At 73.4% G+C, this 20,350-nt stretch carries 19 protein-coding genes; 13 read left to right on the forward strand and 6 right to left on the reverse strand.

The window, feature by feature from the left end:
* Positions 1-117 precede the first annotated feature (117 nt).
* Entirely contained in the window at positions 118-738 is a 621-nt protein-coding gene (locus tag O7625_RS21075) for an L-threonylcarbamoyladenylate synthase (protein WP_067308857.1), read from the reverse strand.
* Between the two features lie 363 nt (positions 739-1,101).
* Here O7625_RS21075 and O7625_RS21080 point away from each other — a divergent pair, with 363 nt between their 5' ends.
* From O7625_RS21080 to O7625_RS21090, 3 genes are all read left to right on the forward strand, one after another.
* On the forward strand, positions 1,102-1,314 hold the full coding sequence (locus tag O7625_RS21080) for a hypothetical protein (RefSeq protein WP_282340849.1): 213 nt from the start codon (positions 1,102-1,104) through the stop codon (positions 1,312-1,314).
* A 57-nt stretch (positions 1,315-1,371) separates the two neighbouring features.
* Entirely contained in the window at positions 1,372-1,608 is a 237-nt protein-coding gene (locus tag O7625_RS21085; protein ID WP_282340851.1) for a winged helix-turn-helix domain-containing protein, read from the forward strand.
* Positions 1,609-1,700: 92 nt separating this feature from the next.
* Positions 1,701-2,672: a DNA primase small subunit domain-containing protein gene (locus O7625_RS21090; RefSeq protein ID WP_282340853.1), complete on the forward strand. Its 972-nt coding sequence runs from the start codon at positions 1,701-1,703 to the stop codon at positions 2,670-2,672.
* A gap of 190 nt (positions 2,673-2,862) precedes the next feature.
* On the opposite strand, the gene O7625_RS21095 is transcribed toward O7625_RS21090, so the two are convergent.
* A complete protein-coding gene (locus O7625_RS21095; RefSeq protein WP_208570688.1) occupies positions 2,863-3,369 on the reverse strand; it encodes an Lrp/AsnC family transcriptional regulator in 507 nt (168 codons plus the stop codon).
* 72 nt (positions 3,370-3,441) lie between these two features.
* Here O7625_RS21095 and pdhA point away from each other — a divergent pair, with 72 nt between their 5' ends.
* The 6 genes from pdhA (at position 3,442) to O7625_RS21125 (ending at position 11,036) form a co-directional block, all read left to right on the forward strand.
* Positions 3,442-4,641 (forward strand): pyruvate dehydrogenase (acetyl-transferring) E1 component subunit alpha, encoded by a 1,200-nt coding sequence (pdhA, locus tag O7625_RS21100; RefSeq protein WP_282347038.1) that lies wholly within the window; start codon positions 3,442-3,444, stop codon positions 4,639-4,641.
* Positions 4,641-5,657, forward strand: a complete 1,017-nt coding sequence (locus O7625_RS21105) for an alpha-ketoacid dehydrogenase subunit beta (protein ID WP_282340858.1) — start codon at positions 4,641-4,643, stop codon at positions 5,655-5,657. The genes pdhA and O7625_RS21105 overlap by 1 nt, the downstream gene beginning before the upstream one ends.
* Positions 5,654-7,141, forward strand: coding sequence for a dihydrolipoamide acetyltransferase family protein (locus tag O7625_RS21110; protein WP_282340860.1), 1,488 nt, complete (start codon positions 5,654-5,656; stop codon positions 7,139-7,141). Before O7625_RS21105 ends, O7625_RS21110 begins: the two co-directional genes overlap by 4 nt.
* 163 nt (positions 7,142-7,304) lie before the next feature.
* Positions 7,305-8,984 carry a right-handed parallel beta-helix repeat-containing protein gene (locus tag O7625_RS21115; RefSeq protein WP_282340862.1) on the forward strand — a complete coding sequence of 560 codons (1,680 nt, stop codon included), beginning with the start codon at positions 7,305-7,307 and terminating at the stop codon, positions 8,982-8,984.
* A gap of 175 nt (positions 8,985-9,159) precedes the next feature.
* Positions 9,160-10,428: an Ig-like domain-containing protein gene (locus O7625_RS21120; RefSeq protein WP_282340864.1), complete on the forward strand. Its 1,269-nt coding sequence runs from the start codon at positions 9,160-9,162 to the stop codon at positions 10,426-10,428.
* 236 nt (positions 10,429-10,664) lie between these two features.
* Complete coding sequence (locus O7625_RS21125; RefSeq protein ID WP_282340866.1) at positions 10,665-11,036, forward strand: STAS domain-containing protein; 372 nt, start codon at positions 10,665-10,667, stop codon at positions 11,034-11,036.
* A 221-nt stretch (positions 11,037-11,257) separates the two neighbouring features.
* On the opposite strand, the gene O7625_RS21130 is transcribed toward O7625_RS21125, so the two are convergent.
* Together O7625_RS21130 and O7625_RS21135 are read right to left on the reverse strand one after the other, a co-directional pair.
* On the reverse strand, positions 11,258-11,641 hold the full coding sequence (locus O7625_RS21130; RefSeq protein WP_282340868.1) for an FKBP-type peptidyl-prolyl cis-trans isomerase: 384 nt from the start codon (positions 11,639-11,641) through the stop codon (positions 11,258-11,260).
* A gap of 161 nt (positions 11,642-11,802) precedes the next feature.
* The gene (locus O7625_RS21135) at positions 11,803-12,369 is read right to left on the reverse strand and encodes a DoxX family membrane protein (RefSeq protein WP_282340870.1); all 567 of its coding nucleotides are present in this window, start codon (positions 12,367-12,369) and stop codon (positions 11,803-11,805) included.
* A gap of 224 nt (positions 12,370-12,593) precedes the next feature.
* On the opposite strand from O7625_RS21135, the gene O7625_RS21140 reads away from it, so the two are divergent.
* Positions 12,594-13,289, forward strand: coding sequence for a CBS domain-containing protein (locus tag O7625_RS21140; protein ID WP_282340872.1), 696 nt, complete (start codon positions 12,594-12,596; stop codon positions 13,287-13,289).
* 49 nt (positions 13,290-13,338) lie between these two features.
* Here O7625_RS21140 and O7625_RS21145 read toward each other — a convergent pair whose 3' ends face one another.
* On the reverse strand, positions 13,339-14,448 hold the full coding sequence (locus tag O7625_RS21145; RefSeq protein WP_282340874.1) for a DICT sensory domain-containing protein: 1,110 nt from the start codon (positions 14,446-14,448) through the stop codon (positions 13,339-13,341).
* A gap of 133 nt (positions 14,449-14,581) precedes the next feature.
* On the opposite strand from O7625_RS21145, the gene O7625_RS21150 reads away from it, so the two are divergent.
* Entirely contained in the window at positions 14,582-15,451 is an 870-nt protein-coding gene (locus O7625_RS21150) for a hypothetical protein (RefSeq protein ID WP_282340876.1), read from the forward strand.
* Positions 15,452-15,757: 306 nt separating this feature from the next.
* Positions 15,758-17,062 carry a hypothetical protein gene (locus O7625_RS21155; RefSeq protein ID WP_282340878.1) on the forward strand — a complete coding sequence of 435 codons (1,305 nt, stop codon included), beginning with the start codon at positions 15,758-15,760 and terminating at the stop codon, positions 17,060-17,062.
* A 200-nt stretch (positions 17,063-17,262) separates the two neighbouring features.
* On the opposite strand, the gene O7625_RS21160 is transcribed toward O7625_RS21155, so the two are convergent.
* Positions 17,263-17,610: an Lsr2 family protein gene (locus O7625_RS21160; RefSeq protein WP_067308934.1), complete on the reverse strand. Its 348-nt coding sequence runs from the start codon at positions 17,608-17,610 to the stop codon at positions 17,263-17,265.
* Between the two features lie 244 nt (positions 17,611-17,854).
* On the opposite strand from O7625_RS21160, the gene lon reads away from it, so the two are divergent.
* On the forward strand, positions 17,855-20,191 hold the full coding sequence (gene lon, locus O7625_RS21165; protein WP_282340882.1) for an endopeptidase La: 2,337 nt from the start codon (positions 17,855-17,857) through the stop codon (positions 20,189-20,191).
* Positions 20,192-20,350: the final 159 nt, after the last annotated feature.

Below are 20,350 nucleotides of genomic sequence, written 5' to 3' on the forward strand. Positions count from 1 at the left end.
TGTCGCGTGACGGGCAGCAGAGCAGGGGTGCCCGTTACGCGACAGGGTGCGGCGGGCAGCAGAGCAGGGGTAATAGGCCGGTCGAGGTGGCGGGTGTGACGCGAGGTCGACGCGCGGCTACTCGAAGCGGGTCGGGTCGCCCGCGCCGTAGCGGACGATCTCCGGCTCGTCGGCCGAGAAGTCGACCACGGTGGTGGGCAGCGTGCCGCACTCGCCGGAGTCGATCACCGCGTCGATCGCGTGGTCGAGTCGTTCCTTGATCTCCCAACCCTGGGTCATCGGCTCGGACTCGCCGGGCAGCAGCAGGGTGCTCGACACCAACGGCTCACCCAGCGCCGCCAGCAGCGCCTGCGCGACCGGGTGGTCGGGGATGCGTACCCCGACGGTCTTCTTCTTCGGGTGCAGCAGCCGGCGCGGCACCTCCTTGGTGGCGGGCAGGATGAACGTGTAGCTGCCCGGGGTGGCCGCCTTCAGCGACCGGAACACCGCGTTGTTGATGTGCACGAACTGACCGAGCTGCGCGAAGTCCCGGCACACCAGGGTGAAGTGGTGCTTGCTGTCGAGCTGCCGGATCTCCCGGATCCGGTCGAGGCCGTCCCGGTTGCCGAGCTGGCAGCCCAGCGCGAAGCACGAGTCGGTCGGATAGGCGATCAGGCCGTCGCCGCGCAGCAGGTCGACCACCCGGGCGATCGTCCGGGGCTGCGGGTTCTCCGGGTGTACGTCGAGATAGGTCGCCATGGCGGCGAGCCTAGTGGGGCAGCGGCGTCGGTTGCCGGTGAGCCCGCAGCACCGAGCGCGCCCAGGTCAGCATGTGGCATCCGTCGTCGCAGCACTGGAAGCAGCGGCGTAGCGGTCGGGGCTCGTCAGGTGCCCCGTGGTGCTGGGCCACACCCGCTGCGCGGTCCACCGGACCAGGGCGGGCGTGATCGGTTCGTCCATCGGCATGAGCGGCCTCCCGTCGACAGGCAGGTCCGGGCACCGATCCCCGATCAGGCACCCGGACCGCCACCGGATGTGCCCCTTCAGCATCACCTGCAACGTGCACACCGTCAAGGTTGGAAGTGGCAACGTGTGCACGGTGCACGTACCTACGGTCGCAGCGTGAGACTCGTAGCCCTCTCCGACATCGCGGACATGCTCGGTGGCGTGTCGCGCACCAGGGCCACCGAGATCACCAACCGTCCGACCTTCCCGACGCCGATCGACACGGTGGCCAGTGGCAAGGTCCGCGTCTGGGATCGCGCCGCGGTCGACGCGTGGATCAGGAAGTACCGGCCGAATCAACCGCGCGGCGCGGACGACGACGAACGCTGAACGGTTCGGCGTTCGGGCGCGATAGCTAAAGACCCTCTTCTCGATTAGCGTCGTCTCGTGATCGACCCAGACGGCCCGGTGCCGGTCTACCGGCAGGTGGCGGACATCCTGGCCGAGCGCATCGCCAGCGGTGACCTTGTGGCGCACCGACCGATCCCGAGCGAGGCGGCGATCGTGCAGGAGTTCGGGGTGGCCCGCGGAACCGCCCGACGTGCCGTCGCGGAGCTTCGCGAGCGCGGATTGGTCTATACGGTGCCGCAGCGCGGGACCTACGTCGGGCAACCCGAGGCGTAACCACGCACCACGAGGCGGGGCAGTGGCCCGCCTCGGCGTCCGATTCGGTGAGCCGGCGTCGGGTGTCGGGGGTGGCCGTTACGGTGTGAGGCGTGGCGACGGCGGCCGAGGAGATCCGGGTGGGGGAGCGGCTGGTCCGCGTCTCCAGCCCCGACAAGCCGTATTTTCCCGAGCGCGGGCTGACCAAGCGGGACGTGGTCGGCTACTTCCTGGCCGTCGGCGACGGCATCCTGCGCGCCCTGCGGGACCGGCCGACGATGCTGGAGCGCTGGCCGCGCGGCGTGTTCGAGGGGGCGACGATCGGCACCCGGCAGGACAACCGGGGTGACGCCTTCTACCAGAAACGGCTGCCGGCCGGTGCTCCCGACTGGGTGCGTACGGCGCACCTCACCTTTCCCAGCGGTCGTACCGCCGACGAGATCGCGCCGGGCGAGCTGGCGGTGGTGATCTGGGCGGCCAACCTGGGCACCCTGCGGTTCCATCCGTGGCCGGTGACGGCGGCCGACGTGGAGCGCCCCGACCAGCTCCGGATCGACCTCGACCCGATGCCCGGGGTCGGCTTCGACCGGGTGGTGCCGGTGGCGCACGAGGTCCGGGCCTTCCTCGCCGAGCTGGGCATGATCGGCTATCCGAAGACGACAGGCGGGCGCGGCCTGCACGTCTACTTCTCCATCGAGCCCCGGTGGAGCTTCGGCGAGTGCCGGCGCGCGGTGCTCGCCCTCGGCCACGAGTTGGCGCGGCGGCTGCCCGACCTGGTCACCACCACCTGGTGGCGCGACCAGCGGGACAAGCCGGTCTTCATCGACTACAACCAGATGGCCCGTGACCACACGGTGACCTCGGCGTATTCGATCCGGCCCACCCCGGCGGCGCTGGTGTCGGCCCCGCTGGACTGGGCCGAGCTGGACGACGCTCGGCCGGAGGACTTCGACGTGCTGAGCATGCCGGCCCGGTTCGCCGAGCGCGGCGACCCGCACGCCGGCCTGGACGGCGACCGCTACTCACTGGAGCCGCTGCTGGCGCTGGCCGACCGCGCCGGCCTGGCCGCCCCGCCGGAACGCTGACCGCCCGCATGACCGCCCGCCCCGAACGCTGACCGCCCGCATGACCGCCCGCCCCGAACGCTGACCGGCCGCACGGCTGCTCCGCCGCAACGCTGACCGCCCCGGTCGGGCTAGCCGATACACCGATGGCGTCGGGCCGGCCGACACACCGACCGCGCCGGGCCGGCCGACACACCGGGCGGGCCGCCACTCAGGCCCAGGGGCTGCCGGCCCCGTCGAACTCGTCGAAGACCAGCCAGGTCCGGGTGGAGAGCACCCCGGCGATGCCCTGCACCCGGCTCAGCACCACGTCCCGCAGGGTGGCGTTGTCCGGCGCGCGGACCAGGGCCAGCACGTCGTGCTCCCCGCTGAGCAGCGCCACGTGCTCGATGTAGCGCACCCGGGCCAGCTCGGCCGACACCTCCCGCCAGGTGTTCTGCTGGATGGTCAGCGAGATGTACGCCGAGGTGCCCAGCCCGGCCGGCTCGGGCGCCACCCGGGCCCGGAACCCGGTGATCACCCCGTCCCGCAGCAGCCGCTCCACCCGGGCGTACGCGTTGGTGCGCGAGACGTGCACCCGCTCGGCGAGCGTACGCATGGACAGTCGGCCGTCCCGGGTCAGCTCGTCGAGGACCCGTCGGTCCACCTCGTCCAGCGGGGTGACCGAACGTCCCGTTCCGCCCGGCGGGCCCGGCGGTGGGCTGGTCTGCTGGCTCATCAGATACTCCCCGGTAGGCCAATCGTCCCGCGTTCACCACGGATGTTGAGTCAATCATCCAACGGCAGGAGCATAGGTCCACCACACGTCCAGGAGGTCCCCGCCGTGACGACCACACCCCAGGCGGTCCGCAGGGCATCCCCGCGTACCCGTCGACCGGCCACCCCGGTCGCCCCCGACCCCACCGCCGGCCTGCTCCCGCAGATCGAGCCGGTGCGGCTGCTCGCCCCCGACGGCACCCCGCTGCCGCCCCGCGCCGACCTGCCCGAGCCGCCCGCCGGGGTGCTGCGCGAGATGTACCGTCGGATGGTCGTCGGCCGCCGTTTCGACGCGCAGGCCACCGCGCTGACCAAGCAGGGGCGGCTCGCCGTCTACCCGTCCTCCCGGGGGCAGGAGGCCTGCCAGGTGGGTGCGGTGCTCGCGCTGCGCGACGACGACTGGGTCTTCCCCACCTACCGGGAGTCGATGGCGCTGACCGCCCGGGGCATCGACCCGGTCGAGGTGCTGACCCTGCTGCGTGGCGACTGGCACTGCGGGTACGACCCGACGGTGGTCCGCACCGCGCCGCAGTGCACTCCGCTGGCGACCCAGTGCGTGCACGCCGCCGGCCTGGCCTACGGCGAGTCCTACCAGGGGCGGGACACCGTGGCGCTGGCCTTCATCGGCGACGGCGCGACCAGCGAGGGCGACTTCCACGAGGGGCTCAACTTCGCCGCCGTGTTCAAGGCCCCGGTCGTCTACTTCGTGCAGAACAACAAGTACGCGATCAGCGTCCCGCTGTCCCGGCAGACCGCCGCGCCGAGCCTGGCCTACAAGGGCGTCGGCTACGGGGTGCCCAGCGAACAGGTCGACGGCAACGACCCGGTGGCCGTCCTCGCGGTGCTCAGCCGGGCGGTGGCGCACGCCCGCGCCGGGCACGGGCCGTACCTGGTCGAGGCGCACACCTACCGGATGGAGGCGCACACCAACGCCGACGACGCGAGCCGCTACCGGGATCCCGACGAGGTGGAGGCGTGGCGGGACCGCGACCCGGTGGCCCGGCTGGAGGCGTACCTGCGCGGCCGGGGCGAGCTGGACGACGCGGCCGTCGCGGAGGTCGCCGCCGAGGCCGAGCGGTACGCCGCCGACCTGCGGGAGCGGATGAACGCGCAACCCGTCGTCGACCCGCTGAGCCTGTTCGACCACGTCTTCGCCGAGCCGACCCCGCAACTGGTGGAGCAGCGGGAGATGGTCCGGGCCGAGCTGGCCGCCGACGCGGAGGGGGACGCCTGATGGCCACCATGACCATGGCGAAGGCCCTCAACGCGGCGCTCGCCGACGCGATGCTCGACGACGAGCGGGTGCTCGTCTTCGGCGAGGACGTCGGGCAGCTCGGCGGGGTCTTCCGGATCACCGACGGGTTGCAGGCCCGGTTCGGTGACAAGCGCTGCTTCGACACCCCGCTCGCCGAGGCCGGCATCGTCGGGTTCGCCGTCGGCCTGGCCATGTCCGGGCTGCGGCCGGTGGTCGAGATGCAGTTCGACGCGTTCGCCTACCCGGCGTTCGAGCAGATCGCCTCGCACGTGGCGAAGCTGCGCAACCGCACCCGGGGCGCGCTGAGCGTGCCGATGGTCATCCGGGTGCCGTACGCCGGTGGGATCGGCGGGGTGGAGCACCACTGCGACTCGTCCGAGGCGTACTACGCGCACACCCCCGGCCTGAAGGTGGTCACCCCGGCGACGGTCGAGGACGCGTACTCGCTGCTGCGGGAGGCGATCGCCGACCCGGACCCGGTGGTCTTCCTGGAGCCGAAGAAGCTCTACTTCGCCAGCGGCGAGGCCGAGCTGCCGGCCCGGACCGCGCCGTTCGGCCGGGCCGTGGTCCGCCGGCCCGGTACCGACGCCACCCTGGTCGCGTACGGTCCGGCGGTGCCGGTCGCGCTGGAGGCCGCCGAGGCCGCCCGGGAGGACGGCTGGGACCTCGAGGTGGTCGACGTACGGACCATCGTGCCGTTCGACGACGCCACCGTCACCGCCTCGGTCCGCCGGACCGGCCGCTGTCTGGTGGTCACCGAGGCGCAGGGCTTCGCCGGGGTCGGCGCGGAGATCGCCGCCCGGGTGCAGGAGCGCTGCTTCCACGCCCTGCACGCCCCGGTGCTGCGGGTGTCCGGGCTGGACATCCCCTACCCGGCGCCGATGCTGGAGCACACCCACCTGCCCGGGGTGGACCGGGTCCTCGACACCGTGGCCCGCCTCCAGTGGGACGACCGGCCCGATCCGCGCTGGCTGGCCCAGGGGAGCGCGGCGTGAACGCCCGCACCGCCACCGGCACCAGGGTCTTCCTCCTGCCCGACCTGGGCGAGGGGCTGAGCGAGGCCGAGATCGTCGAGTGGAAGGTCGCCGTCGGTGACCTGGTCACCGTGGACCAGAGCGTGGTGGAGGTGGAGACCGCCAAGGCCGTGGTCGACGTGCCCTGCCCGTACGCCGGCCGGGTGGTCGCCCTGCACGGCGCGGCCGGTGAGACGCGTCCGGTCGGCCAACCGCTGATCACGATCGCGCCGGCCGACGACGGCGACGAGCCCGCCGGGCACGCCACCTACCGCGAGGAGGAGCGGGCCGGCTCGGGCAACGTCCTGATCGGGTACGGCACCGGCCACGGCGGCACCCGGCGGCGGCGACGCCCCCGGCTGACCCTGGCGCCGGAGCCGGCGGCCGAAGCTGCCGTGTCCCCCGTGCCCCCCGCCCCCGTGGGGACGGTCGGCCCGTCGTCCGCGCCGAGGATCCCGGCCGACGCGGGTGGGGACGCCCCGGCCTCCGGGATGTCCACCGACGGCGTCGTCCCGCCGGCCGGGGACGGCACCGTCCCGGCCGCCGCGACGGCACCCCTGGTCATCTCGCCGATCGTGCGCCGGCTCGCCCGCGAGCACGGGGTGGTCCTGACCGGGCTGCGCGGCACCGGCCCCGGCGGCGTGATCCGCCGGGCCGACGTGGAGGCCGCCCTGGCCGCCGCGCCGCAGCAGCACACCGGCGACCCCGGCCGGCCCGCCGCCGTCGCGGCACCGGCCCCGGCGGCGCACGGCGAGCCGGCCCCGGCCGACGCGTCCGACGTGGTCATCCCGCTGACCGGCATCCGTCGGGTGATCGCCGACAAGCTCTCCCGCAGCCGCCGGGAGATCCCCGAGGTGACCATCTGGGTCGACGCGGACGCCACCGCGCTGCTGGCGACCCGGGCGGCGATCAACGCGGCCACCCCGGACGCCCCGGTCAGCGTGCTGGCCCTGCTGGCCCGGATCTGCCTCAGCGGGCTGCGGCGGTTCCCGCAGCTCAACGCGCACGTCGACACCGAGGGGCAGCGGATCGTCCAGTCGGCCGGGGTGCATCTGGGCATCGCCGCGCAGACCGACCGGGGCCTGCTCGTCCCGGTGCTGCGCGACGCCCAGCGGCTCACCACCCGGGAGCTGGCCGCCGCCCTGGCCGAGACGACCGCCGCCGCCCGCGCCGGCACCCTGCCGCCGGCCCGGCTCACCGGTGGCACCTTCACCCTGAACAACTACGGGGTGTTCGGAGTGGACGGTTCCACCCCGATCATCAACCACCCGGAGGCCGCGCTGCTCGGGATCGGGCGGATCGTGGACAAGCCGTGGGTGGTCGACGGGCAGCTGGCGGTCCGCAAGGTCACCCAGCTCAGCCTGACCTTCGACCATCGGGTCTGCGACGGCGGGGTGGCCGGTGGTTTCCTGCGGCACGTCGCCGACTGCGTCGAGCAGCCGGCGCTGCTGGTGGCGAACGTCTGAGCGGTACGTCCGGAGCCGGTCACCCCTGGGCGGGGTGGCCGGCTCCGTCGTCGCGCCGGGCGTTCGTCCGCTTCGTCCGGCCGGCGGGTCGCGGCGGGGTTTTCCGGTCGGCGGGCCGGGAAACCGCCGTCGGTCGTGGCCGTGCCGCCGAGAGGAGTTCCCCGTGCCGTACCAGGGTCTGCCCGTCGCCCTGCGGGACCGCCGTCCGCCCGTCGCCGGTGCGCCGCTGTGGTGCGACGCCCACGACTACGGCCTGACCGGGGACGGGGTGACCAACGACCAGCCGGCGCTGGCCGCCCTGGTGGACCGGCTCGGTGCCGGCTACGCGGCCGACGGGCGGGCCCGGGTGATCTGGTGCCCGCCGGGCATCTACTCCATCCGGGACGCCGGCACGGTGTGGCGCAGCGGGGTGTCCCTGATCGGCGCCGGTCCGGCCGCCACCCGGTTCCTGCTCAGCAACGAGGGCAACCGCAGCGACCCGACCCCGCTGGCGTTCTGGACGGTGCTCCAGCACGGCGCGGACCGGGACCGGCACATCGCCGACTGCACCTTCGCCGACTTCGAGATCGACGGCTCCGGGGTGGCCATGGCCGAGTACAACTACCTGGCCAAGGGCCTGGGCCTGCAGTACGTGGTGCGCGGGGTGTTCCGCAACCTCTACATCCACCACACCGGGGCGAGCGGGCTGGGCTGCGACTTCCTCCAGGACACCCTGATCGACGGGGTGGTGGTGGTCGGCTGCGGCCGGCTGGACAACGGCGAGCAGATGGGCGGCGCGGGCATCGGCATCGGCATCGGCGGTTGGGGCGACATGGAGCGGCTCACCATCGCCAACTGCACCGCCCTGGCCAACGGCACCAACGGCATCTTCCTCGAACTCCAGAAGGACTACTGGACGCCGCCGCGCGGCTACCGGATCGTGGGCTGCCACAGCCAGGGCAACCGGTTCGGCATCTCCGACTGGGGCGCCGACGGGCTGATCGTCACCGGCTGCACGATGACCGGCAACCTGGAGGCCGGCTACGACGTCTCGGGCAACGGCACCGCCGGTGTCGCCGGCCGGGGCGGCCTGCTCACCGACTGCGTGATCGACGGCAACGTGGGCGACGGGGTCAGCGTGGGCAACACCCCGGGGCCGTACACGGTGCGCGGCAACCGGATCAGCGACAACGGCGGGTACGGCTACCACCAGCACGATCTCGGCCGGGGCTACCCGCACCCGGCGCAGGACGTGGTGGTGGAGAGCAACGAGTTCTGGGGCAACGGCCTGGACGCGATCCGGGTGGACCGCCCGATGACCGACGCGATGCTGCTCGACAACCGCATCCGCAACAACGGCCGGCAGTGCGCGGAGGCGTCCCGTGGGGGCGGCGAGTCGGTCCGCTACGCCGAACGGTCCCTGGTCGACCGCTCGGCGACCTGGGCGTCGGACAGCCACCGGGGCAAGGTGCTGCGGGTCGGCCAGCGGGTCGCGGTGGTGGCCGCCAACACCGCCACCGAGCTGCACCTCGCCCCGGTCCGCCCCGACGCCTTCACCGCCTGGAGCGGGGACACCCCGCTGCCGGGCACCCCGTACGAGCTGCCGGCCGCGCCGCCGACCCGGGCCGGCATCGCGATCGACGCGGCGTTCGACGGGGCGACGGTGCGGGGCAACCGGATCTGGGACAACCACGACGAGCGCACCCAGACCCATGGTTTCTGGATCACCGCCCGGGGCAGTTGTGTCGGTTGCCGGGTCGAGGACAACGACCTCGCCGGCAACGCGGTGGCGGCGCTCCGGCTGGACACCCCGCCGGTCGGTGGGCGCTGGCTGCGCAACCACGGTGACCAGGACTGGGACTGACGATCCGTGCCGCCCCGGCACGGGCGATCCCGGACATCGGTGCCACTGCGCCCCGTCCGACATCGCCGGGGTCCATATGCCCGGCGTCGGCCGACCGGTTCCCCGAAAAGCACGACCCGGCCCGAGAAGCGCTGTACAGAATGTGGCCAAGGGGACTGGAAATGGGGGACGGAATATGGACCTGAGGCGGCGATTGACGCTTCTGACGGTGACCATCGCAGCCGCGCCGTTGGCCCTCGGCGGGTGCACCGCCGAGCGGGAGCGGCCGGCCGGCGCGGCCACCGGCGGGGCGTCCGGTCCCACGGTGTCGGTGACGCCCGCCGACCGGGCGAAGGACGTTCCGGTCAGCGCCGAGGTCGGCACCGTCGTGCAGCGCGGGCGGGTGACCAGCGTGAAGCTCACCGACGACAAGGGGAAGGTCGTCGCCGGGGAGCCGAGGGAGGACGGGTCGAGCTGGGTGCCGGCGGCCCCGCTGGCCGGCGGCCGGACGTACACCGCGGAGGTGACCGCGACCGGTGACGCGGGCCGGACGACCGTCGGGCGGACCACGTTCACCACGGCGACGAATACGAACCGGCAGGCGTTGACCAGTGTGCTCTATTTCGCCGGTAACCAGACGTACGGCACCGCGATGCCGGTGACGGTGGCTTTCGAACCGGCAATTCCCCGGGAGGCCCGGGCGGCCGTGCAGCGACGATTGTTCGTGGAGACCGATCCGCCGCAGCCGGGCACCTGGTCGTGGCTGGAGGACGGCAGTCAGGTGTACTACCGCGCGCCCGACTTCTGGCGCAGCGGGACGACGATCAGCGTCCGGTCCGCCCTGGAGGGGCTGCCGATCGGCAAGGAGTACGTCGGCGACGCCGACCGGCGGTCCACCTCGAAGATCGGCCGGCAGGTGGCCCTGGACATCGACAACGCCACCAAGCAGATGTCGGTCTTCCAGGACGGCCGGCTGGTCCGCCGGATCCCGGTCAGCCTGGGCAAGCCGAGCACGCCGAGTTCCAGCGGCAAGATGGTGATCATGGAGAAGCACCAGCAGACCCGGTTCGACACCCGGGGTGAGCCGGACGGCGGCTACGTGGTCGACGTCGAGGACGCCCAGCGCCTCACCTGGGGCGGCGAGTTCATCCACGCCGCGCCCTGGTCGGAGGGGGACCAGGGGTACACCAACGTCTCGCACGGGTGCGCCAACGTCTCGTCCACCGCCGCCGACTGGCTGATGGGCGTCACCCAGGTCGGCGACCTGGTCACCGTGAAGGGCACCGAGGTGCCGCTGCGGCCGGGCAACGGCTGGACGGCCTGGAACACCAGCTGGGCCGAGTTCGCCCGGGGCAGCGCGCTGCCCGTACCGCCGGGTCTGAAGCCGGCGCCCACCACCAGCCCGTCGCACCCGGGGGCGGTCGCCGGCGGTTCGTCGCCCGCGCCGTCGCCCAGCGGCGGCTGACACCGGCCGGGGAGGACGATCGCGGTACGCCCGGCCCGTCGGTCACCGGCGGCCGGTCGTACCGCCTCCCGCCCGGGGTCCGTACGCCTTACGGGCTCCTCGGGTGCGGCTGCGCGTGGCCGGCGGCTCTCCACCCTGAGGAGGAGTAGGGGTCGGCTCCGGGGCGACCCTGGGACTACCCGGAGACCCGCCCTGGGCAGGGCGGAAATGTCGGGGGGACGGGCTAGATTCGGGGCATGACGCAGGGCGAGGACGACCGCTTCCACGTGCGGCTCAGGGTGGCCGACGACGTGGCCGAGCTGCGCGCGGTCGGCGAGATCGACATCGCCACCGTCGGCGCGTTCCGGGCGGCGCTCTGGGCCGCACCGGCCCGTCCGGTGCTCCGGCTCGACCTCTCCGGCGTGCAGGTGCTCTCCGCCGCCGGGGTGCGGGCGCTGGTCGCCGCCCACCTCAGGGTGCGGGCCCGCGGCGGTGAGCTGGTGGTGGTCGACCCCGATCCGGTGGTCGCCCGGGTGCTGCGGGCCACCGGCCTGCACCGGATCATCGCGGTCCGGCACGGCGACGCCCCGGTCGAGGTCACGCACCGTCCCCTGGCCGCCTGCGCCTGACCGCCACGATCCCGCCTCCGGCCCGCGCCGTGTTCGTGCCGTCGGCCCGTGCCGCCTCAGGCCGGTGCCGTGGCCGTCCCGCATCGCCTCCGGCCCGCACCGTGTCCGTCCGGTGCCGGGTCCGGCGTACGGCCCGGCCGTAGATCCCGGGCAGTTCGGCCCGGGGTTCCGGTAGACGTGCCGGTGGGGCCGCCGGGCGGTGCCGGCGACCCCACCGCAGGTCAGCGGACGCCGAGCAGGTCGACGACGAAGACCAGGGTCTCGTTCGGCTTGATGACGCCGCCCGCGCCCCGGCTGCCGTAGCCCAGGTGCGGCGGGATGGTGAGCCGGCGACGGCCGCCGACCTTCATGCCCACCACGCCCTGGTCCCAGCCGGCGATGACCCGGCCGCCGCCGAGCGGGAACTCGAAGGCCTCGCCCCGGTTCCAGGAGGCGTCGAACTCACGGCCGGTGGAGTGGGACACCCCGACGTAGTGCACGTTGGCCAGCTGACCCGGCTGGGCCTCGGGGCCGTCGCCGACCGTGAGGTCCTCGATCACGAGGTCGGCCGGCGGGGCGCCCTCGATCGGACCGATCTCCGGCTTGCCTGCCTGGGGCGTGTTCATCGCTGTCTCCTCCGTCGTCGCACGATCGTCCGGTCGGTGTCGATCCTGCCCGATCGTGACGGGCCGATTCCCGGCGGTCCCGGGGCCGGGAATCCCGACCCGGGGCGGACGCCCGGCGAGGGGCGCCACCGTCGAGGTGGCGCCCCTGGCCGTGCGGTCGGTCACCTGAGCCAGCCGAACCGGCGCACCAGCGGGAGCGTGGCCCAGACCCGGCCGAGACCGAGGGTGTTCCCCGCGCCGACCAGGGCGAGACCGGCCAGCACCGCGGCGTAGATCAGGTGGTCGTCCATGAAGGGGTTGTTCGCGGGAGGCAGGACGGCGGTCCACATCAGCACCATGAGCAGGCCACCGGCGACCGCGGCGAGCCGCATCCCGATGCCGAGCAGCAGGGCCACCCCGATGCCGGCCAGGCCGATCATGAACAGCCAGTCGGCCCAGGCCGCGCCGGCGATGTCCTGGTAGAGCCCCTGGAACGGACCCTTCGCGCCGAAGGCGAGGAAACCCTTGGTCGGGCTGCCGCCGTTGATCCAGGCGTTCTTCGTCTCGGTCTCGTGACCGAGGCCGAACAGCTTGTCCAGGAACGCCCAGAGGAAGATCCAGCCGAGGGCGATCCGGGTGCCGGCCCAGACGTACCGGGCGGCCCGCTGCCGGGTGGTCTCGGTTCCCGCCACCGGTGCGATGGTCCCGGCGGTGGTGTTCCGCTCGATCGTCGCGGTCATGGTCTCCACGTCCCTTCTCTGCCTGGCACCGCACTTCCCGGTGGCAGTTACATTCCACGCCGACGGCGGCCGTCCCGGCAGGGCCGACCGGTCCGTGCCGGGGCGGGACCTAAGTCCCCCGGCACCGGCCTCCGGGCGGGACCTTCGGCCCCGCCGGCCCCGGTCCGTCCGCCTCTGCCCCGACCGGTGCGGCCAGCCCTAGCGTCGGTCGCGAGAGCCCCGAGGAGGTCGTGATGAGGACGTGGCAGGTGGAGGACGTGATGACCCGGGAGGTCGCCACGGTGGGGGAGGAGACCCCCTACCGGGCGATCGTCGACGTGCTGGTCCGGCGCGGCATCAGCGCGGTGCCGGTGGTGGACGGGTTCCGGCGCGTGCTGGGGGTGGTGTCCGAGGCGGACCTGCTGCACAAGGTGGAGCATTCCGGGGTGCAGGAGGAGCGGCGGGCCTTCGCCGGGCGGCGACGCCGGGCCTCCCGGGAGAAGGCGGAGGCGCTGCTGGCGGGGGAGCTGATGACCGCGCCTGCGGTCACCACCCACCCGGGGGCGTCACTGCCGGCGGCGGCCCGGCTGATGGACCGGGAGGCGGTCAAGCGGCTGCCGGTCCTCGACGACCTGGGCCGGCTGGTCGGCATCGTCACCCGCAGCGACCTGCTCCGGGTGCACCTGCGCAGCGACGCCGAGATCCGCGAGGACGTGGTGCAGGAGGTGCTGCGGCGGGTGTTGGCGGTCCGGGACGGGTTGGTCACCGTGCAGGTCCGCGACGGGGCGGTGCGGTTGGATGGCCGGCTGGACCGGCGGACCGCCGCCGAGCTGGCGGTGAAGCTCGCCGGCCAGGTCAGCGGGGTGGTCCAGGTCACCAGCACCATCGGGTACGACCTGGACGACGAGGCGGCGGCCCGGACGCCGGGTGGAGTGACCCCGGTGGCCTGAGCCGCCGCCACCGCCCAGTCCCCGAGGGACCACCCCGGTGTCCCCCCGCTCAGGGCACGGCGCTCGCGACGGCCTCCCGGGCGACCGTGGCCACCGGGACGCCCTCCCGAGCCGCCCAGTCGACGGCGTGCCGGACGTCGGCCACCGGCAGCGGCCGTCGGTCGGTCACCGTGACCGCCGTGTGCACCGCGAAGGACACGAACGGGTACGACCGGGCCAGCCCGGCCACCGAGGTGTGCACCTGACTGGCCACCGCCAGCGCCTCCTGCCGGCTCAGCGACGGCAGGACCAGCAGGTACTCGTCGGGGGCGAGGCGGACCGCCCGGTCGACCGGGCGCAGCGGCGCGGTCAACGCGGCGATCACCGCCTGCGCCTCCCGGGCCGCGCTGCGCCGTCCGAAGCGCTCCGGGGCGCCGGCCGGCTCACCGACCCGTACCCCGATCAGCGCCACCGGCAGGGTGCCGGCGGCGGTCACCCCGTCCCGCCCCGTCCAGCGGTGCAGCGTCGCCTCGTCGACCAGGCCCGACGCGCCCTCCTCCACCACGGCGGCCCGTCCTGGCCCACCGTGGTGGGCGCGGTCGACCCGCTCGGCCATCAGCCGCAGCGCCGCCTCGGCGCGGCTCTCGCCGGGGGTCGCCGGCAGGTCCAGGACCCGGCGCAGCACCTGGTCGATCGCGGTCAGCGCGGCCGGGGGCAGCCGGTCGCCGAGCAGCGCCCGCAGCCGGATCACCTCGTGCAGCGCCTCGTCCCGCCGGAACCCCCAGTGGCCGGAGAAGAGTCGCCCCTCCTCCAGGGTGCCGGCGACCGTCACCGCCCGCTGGTCCCGAGCCACCAGGCTGGCCCCGAACCGGGGGGTCAACGCGACCACGCTCCACTCCTGGGCCAGCTCCTCGGTCTCCGCCAGCGCCACCGCGTACCCACCGGGCGGCAGCTCCGGCGGTGTCTGTCCGACCAGCCCGACCACGGTGACCGCCGCGCCCGCGGTGATCCGACGGTAGCGCTCCTGCTCCCGCAGGAAGTACGGCATCCGCTGGAACAGGGCGATCACCACCAGCGGGCCGTCCTCGGCGGTGGTCAGCGCCGACCGCTCGATGGCGTGGGAGACCGTGACGAGACTCCGTTTGGTCAACAGTTGGGGGGCCGGTCCGTCGTGCAGCACCCCGTGAGCGTAGAGACACCGGTCGGTGCCCGCACGTGCCGCCCGGTCCCGGCGGTACCGGCGAGGCGGGAACCGGGTCCGGCGTCCTAGACTCCTGCGGTCACCCTCCCCAGCACGGACGGACCGACCGACGATGACGCGTACCGCCACCGACGACGCCCGGCTGCGGCCGGTGCCGGCCGGTGCCGCGCCGCTGGTCGTCCGGGCCGGGCAGGCGGTGTACGGCCCCCGTCGGCTCGGTGACCTGGTGGCGCGGCGGCCGGCCGGGGTCACCGGGCACCAGTGGAGTTCGGCCGTGCGGGAGGAGTTCGACCACGTCGTCTGCGCCGCCGGCACCGGTGTCCCGTTGTTCGCCCTGACCGTCGGCCCCGTGGCGGCGGCCGGTTCGGCGCGGCAGCGGGCCGAGCGGACGTGCGCGGCGGTGTGCGCGGCGGTGGGCCTGCCGGTGGTACGGATCGGCTCGCCGACGCTGCGGGCCGCCGGACACGGCCGCCGGATCGTCACGTACCTGGTCGACGCGCGTGCCTACACCGCCGGTGCGGCCCCGGACGAGCCGGACGACGCCCGGGTCGACTACCGCGACATCGTCGGCCGGCTGCCGGACGGGCGCACGGGACCGGTCAACGATCTCGGCGCGCTGTCCCGGGCGGCGGCCGTCGAGGCGTACGTGTCGCGGCGGCTCAGTGACCCGATCGTGCGCGGACTGCACGTGCGTTGGCACGGTGCGGTGGCCGAGGGCTGGAGCTGGGTCGAGGTGCGGCCCGGCCGGTGCCTGGTGGAACGGGTCACCGTGCACGGCAGCCGGCTGCACTGCGGGGTGGACCCCGGCCGGCTGGCCGAGGATCTCGCGGCCGTGGCGGTGGGCGACCGGCTGGCCGACGTCGAGTGCGACGACGCCACCCTGCTCGACCGGGACGAGCTGCGCCGACAGATCCGTGCCCTGCGGGACCGGCGTGACGAGCTGAGCACGCCGTTCGCCTTCGACCATCTCTGCGTGGACTGACCCATCGGAACGACCCGCCGTCATTTACCGGCGACGGTTGGTGACATTCCGGCCCGCCCGGAAAACAGTCCCGGTTCCTTCGGATCGTGTTGAACCTTCGCCCGACCCGGCCCGTACCTAAGCGGGAATGGACAGGATCTTCCCAGCCGCGCCACCCGACGCGGCGGACGGTGCGGAAAGGCATCGTCGGCCATCGACGTGCGACCGGAACGTCGCAGTGCCCCTCGACGGGGGCGACGGACCCGAATGGGCGTCTCCTCGTCGGGGACACGAGTCAGGTACCGGATCGAGAAGGAGAGCAATTCGATGCGCAGGTCCACAGGGGCACGCCGGTCATCCGGTAACGCGCGGAGCAAGCGGCTGCTGGCGGCGGTCGGTGCGCTCGTCGTCTTCGGCGGTATCGCCGCCGTCACCCAGATCTCATCGGCCGGGGACAAGCCGCGGCAGCAGACCCGCAACGTCTCGTCGGCCTGCGTCGCACCGAGCCCCGGTGCCACCTCGCCGAGCGGGCGCGGCAGCACCACCCAGACGTGGCAGAACGGTCGCTGGGTTCGGAACCACTGGGGTGACGGGCAGATGTCCGTCGCCGAGTGTCAGGCGGTCAAGGCCGGCAACGCCCCGGTGACCACGCTGGCCTCCACGGTGGCCTGCCCGGAGGTCACCCCGCGGCTGCCGCAGATCCCGGCCCAGGCCAAGGCCGAGGTGGACAAGGAACTGGCCCTGCTCAAGACCCAGATCGACGACGCCAACAAGCGGTTGGCCGCCGAGGGGCGCAACGGGAAGGCGTTCATCGACAACGCCATCCTCGGCCCGCTGGCCGACAAGCGTCGGTCCGCGCTGAACCGGATCGCCACCGCGATCGGCCGGTTCGCCCAGCGCCCGCAGGGCCTGGAGCAGCTCGCCGGCTGCCAGGTGGCGGCCAACAACGGCGGCCAGAACAACGGCGGCAACAACAACGGCGGTCAGAACGGCGGCCAGAACAACGGCGGTCAGAACGGCGGCAACAACAACGGCGGCAACAACAACGGCAACAACGGCGGCCAGAACGGCAACAACGGCAACGCCCTGGGCGTGCTCGCCAAGGACTGCGCCAACAGCCGGTTGCAGCCGCACGACGGCTTCCAGAACGGCAACCGCTGCGTCAGCACCGCGTTCGGCGAGGTCGGCGCGGCGGCCAACAACCCGTCGCTGCTGATCACGCAGTTCCCGAACCAGGTGCAGCGCAACCAGGCCTTCAGCCTGAAGGTCTCCACCCGTAACCTGGTCCGGGACCGCTTCCTGGCGGCCGGGCAGGGCGGTTACTACCTGGAGAGCTCGGTGCTCAACGGGCAGGGCCTGACCCGTGGTCACTTCCACACCGCCTGCCGGATGCTGCAGAACACCAACCAGGCGCCGTCCAACCCGCAGGACGTCCCGGCGTTCTTCGTGGCCACCGAGGACGGTAAGGGCGGCAACCAGTCCGACGACGTGACCATCCAGATCCCGGGCCTGCCGCAGTCGGGTACGGCGCAGTGCGCGGTCTGGGCCGGTGACGGCTCGCACCGAGTGCCGATGATGGAGCGGGCCAACCAGACCCCCGCCTTCGACGTGGTGCGTATCCGGGTCAACTGACCGACACGGACGACGGCTGCGGGCCGTCCCGGGGGAGACCCCGGGACGGCCCGCAGCTCTGTGTCGTCCCCCGGGGTGGGTCGGCAACGGTTTTCGCCGCCCCGCCACCGCGTGGAAATTGTGTACAGCGCAAATGCGCCGGGGGCACGCTGATATCCCAGCGTGACCCCGGCGCACCCGATCGTGATCCGACCTGCCGGTCAGCGGTTCTTCCACGCCTCCACGACCGAGACCGGGATGCGGCCGCGCTCGGAAATCTCGTGGCCGTTCTTGGTGGCCCATTCCCGGATCGCCCGGTTCTGCTCGCGATCCATTCCCGAGACACCGGCCCGAGCTGGGCGGCGGGCCGGACGGCCGGCCTCGACCACACCGCGCCCCATTCGACGGCCAGCGGTGATGTAGGCGTCCAGCGCCTTGCGCAGCACCCCCGCGTTCTCGTCGGAGAGGTCGATGGTGTACGCCGCCCCGTCCAGGCTGAACTCGACGGTCCGATCGGCCTTTCCGCCGTCGAGGTCGTCGGTCAGAACGGTGATTACTTTCCTTGCCATCGCCATTACTCCCTGTGTTGAGCGGGGTGTGCTAAGAGTTTGACGTATCTGACGGCAAATCCGCAACAAAATGGCTCTCCTTCATTTGGCGGGTCGCGCCAATCCTGGGAAATCCCGCACCGGGCAATGCTGGGCACTGCGGTCGGCGGCACCCGGGATGTGTCCTGGGTCACAGGGAGGAACACGGGGCACGGTTTGTGACTTGAGTGAGACACGCTCAACTAGACCCGATGGCAGGTGTCCGATGGCAACCCTTCCGGTACTTCCCCTCACCGACGTCGTCCTGCTGCCCGGCATGGTCATCCCGGTGACCCTGGACCCGACCACCCAGGCCGCCGTGGACGCGGCGCGGGCCAGCGGCGACAAGACCCTGCTCGCCGTGCCGCGTATCGACGGCGAGTACGGCCCCGTCGGCACGATCGCCACCATCGAGAAGGTGGGCCGGCTCCCCGACGGTGAACCCGCCGCGGTGGTGCGCGGCCTGGCCCGGGCCCGGATCGGCTCCGGGGTTCCCGGCCCCGGCGCGGCCCTCTGGGTGGAGGCCACCCGACTCGACGAACCCGCTCCCGCCGGTCGCGCCCGCGACCTGGCCCGGGAGTACCGCGCCCTGATGACCTCGGTCCTCCAGCAGCGGGGCGCCTGGCAGGTCATCGACGCGATGGAACGGATGACCGACCTGTCCGAACTCGCCGACGCGGCCGGCTACGCGCCCTGGCTCAGCCTGCCGCAGAAGACCGAGCTGCTCGCCGCGCCCGACGTCACCGCCCGGCTGGAGCTCCTGGTCGGCTGGGTGAAGGAGCACCTGGCCGAGCAGGAGGTGACCGAGCAGATCAACAGCGACGTCCGGGAGGGGCTGGAGAAGTCCCAGCGGGAGTTCCTGCTCCGCCAGCAGCTCGCCGCGATCCGCAAGGAACTGGGCGAGGACGAGCCGGACGGCTCCGCCGACTACCGCGCCCGGGTGGAGTCCGCCGACCTGCCGGACAAGGTCCGCGAGGCGGCGCTGCGCGAGGTCGGCAAGCTGGAACGGGCCAGCGACGCCTCCCCGGAGGCCGGCTGGATCCGCACCTGGCTGGACACGGTGCTGGAGATGCCGTGGAGCACGCGTACCGACGACAACACCGACCTGGCGGCGGCCCGCGCGGTGCTCGACGCCGACCACGCCGGCCTGGCCGACGTGAAGGACCGCATCCTGGAGTACCTGGCGGTGCGCAACCGTCGGGCCGAGCGCAACCTCGGCGTGGTCGGCGGACGCGGCTCCGGCGCGGTGCTCGCCCTCGCCGGTCCGCCCGGCGTCGGCAAGACCAGCCTCGGCGAGTCGGTGGCCCGTGCCCTGGGCCGCAACTTCGTCCGGGTGTCGCTCGGCGGCGTCCGCGACGAGGCCGAGATCCGCGGCCACCGGCGCACCTACGTGGGCGCGCTACCCGGCCGGATCGTCCGTGCCCTGCGCGAGGCCGGCTCGATGAACCCGGTGGTGCTCCTCGACGAGGTGGACAAGCTGGCCGTCGGGTACGCCGGCGATCCGGCCGCCGCCCTGCTGGAGGTGCTCGACCCGGCGCAGAACCACACCTTCCGGGACCACTACCTGGAGGTCGACCTCGACCTGTCCGACGTGCTGTTCCTGGCCACCGCCAACGTGGTGGAGACCGTCCCCGGCCCGCTGCTGGACCGGATGGAACTGGTCACCCTGGACGGTTACACCGAGGACGAGAAGGTCGCCATCGCCCGCGACCACCTGCTGCCCCGGCAGCTCCAGCGGGCCGGGCTGACCACCGACGAGGCCACCGTGGCCGACGAGGCACTCGCCCGGATCGCGGGGGAGTACACCCGGGAGGCCGGCGTACGGCAGCTCGAACGGGCGCTGGCGAAGATCCTGCGTAAGGTCGCGGTCACCCTGGCTACCGACCCGGCCCCGGTCCGGGTGGACACCGGCAACCTGGCCCGTTACCTGGGCCGGCCGAAGTTCACCCCGGAGTCGGCGGAGCGGACGGCGGTGCCCGGCGTGGCCACCGGCCTGGCGGTCACCGGCGCGGGTGGCGACGTGCTCTTCATCGAGGCGACCAGCATGGAGGGTGAGCCCGGGTTGACCCTGACCGGGCAGCTCGGCGACGTGATGAAGGAGTCGGCGCACATCGCCTGGTCGTACCTGCGGGCCAACGGACGGCGGTACGGGCTGGACCCGAACGTCCTCGCCGGACACCGGATCCACCTGCACGTCCCGGCGGGCGCGGTGCCGAAGGACGGACCGAGCGCCGGCATCACCATGGTCACCGCGCTGGCCTCCCTGGTGACCGGCCGGCCGGTGCGGCCCGAGTTCGGGATGACCGGCGAGGTGACGCTCTCCGGGCGGGTGCTGCCGATCGGCGGGGTCAAGCAGAAGCTGCTCGCCGCGCACCGGGCCGGACTGACCGAGGTGATCATCCCGGCCCGGAACGAACCGGACCTCGACGACCTGCCCACCGAGGTCCGCGAGGCGCTGACCGTGCACACCCTGGCCGACGTCGCGGACGTGCTCGCCCTGGCGTTGCGCCCGGCCGAGATCGAGGCCGGGGCGCTCGGCGGTCAGCCGGTCGGCGCCGCCTGAGGCGTCCTGTCCGACACACCGTCCCGTCCGACACACCGTCCCCTCCGACGACCGGTCCGTTCCCGACGTCCCGTCCGGGCGTCGGGGGCGGACCGGCCCGTAGCCTGGACGTTCCCGTTTCCCGCATCCGTCACCGCACGGTGGCACCCCCCCGGAGGC

This window comes from Micromonospora sp. WMMD714, assembly GCF_029581315.1.
In the GTDB taxonomy this organism is placed as follows: domain Bacteria; phylum Actinomycetota; class Actinomycetes; order Mycobacteriales; family Micromonosporaceae; genus Micromonospora; species Micromonospora rifamycinica.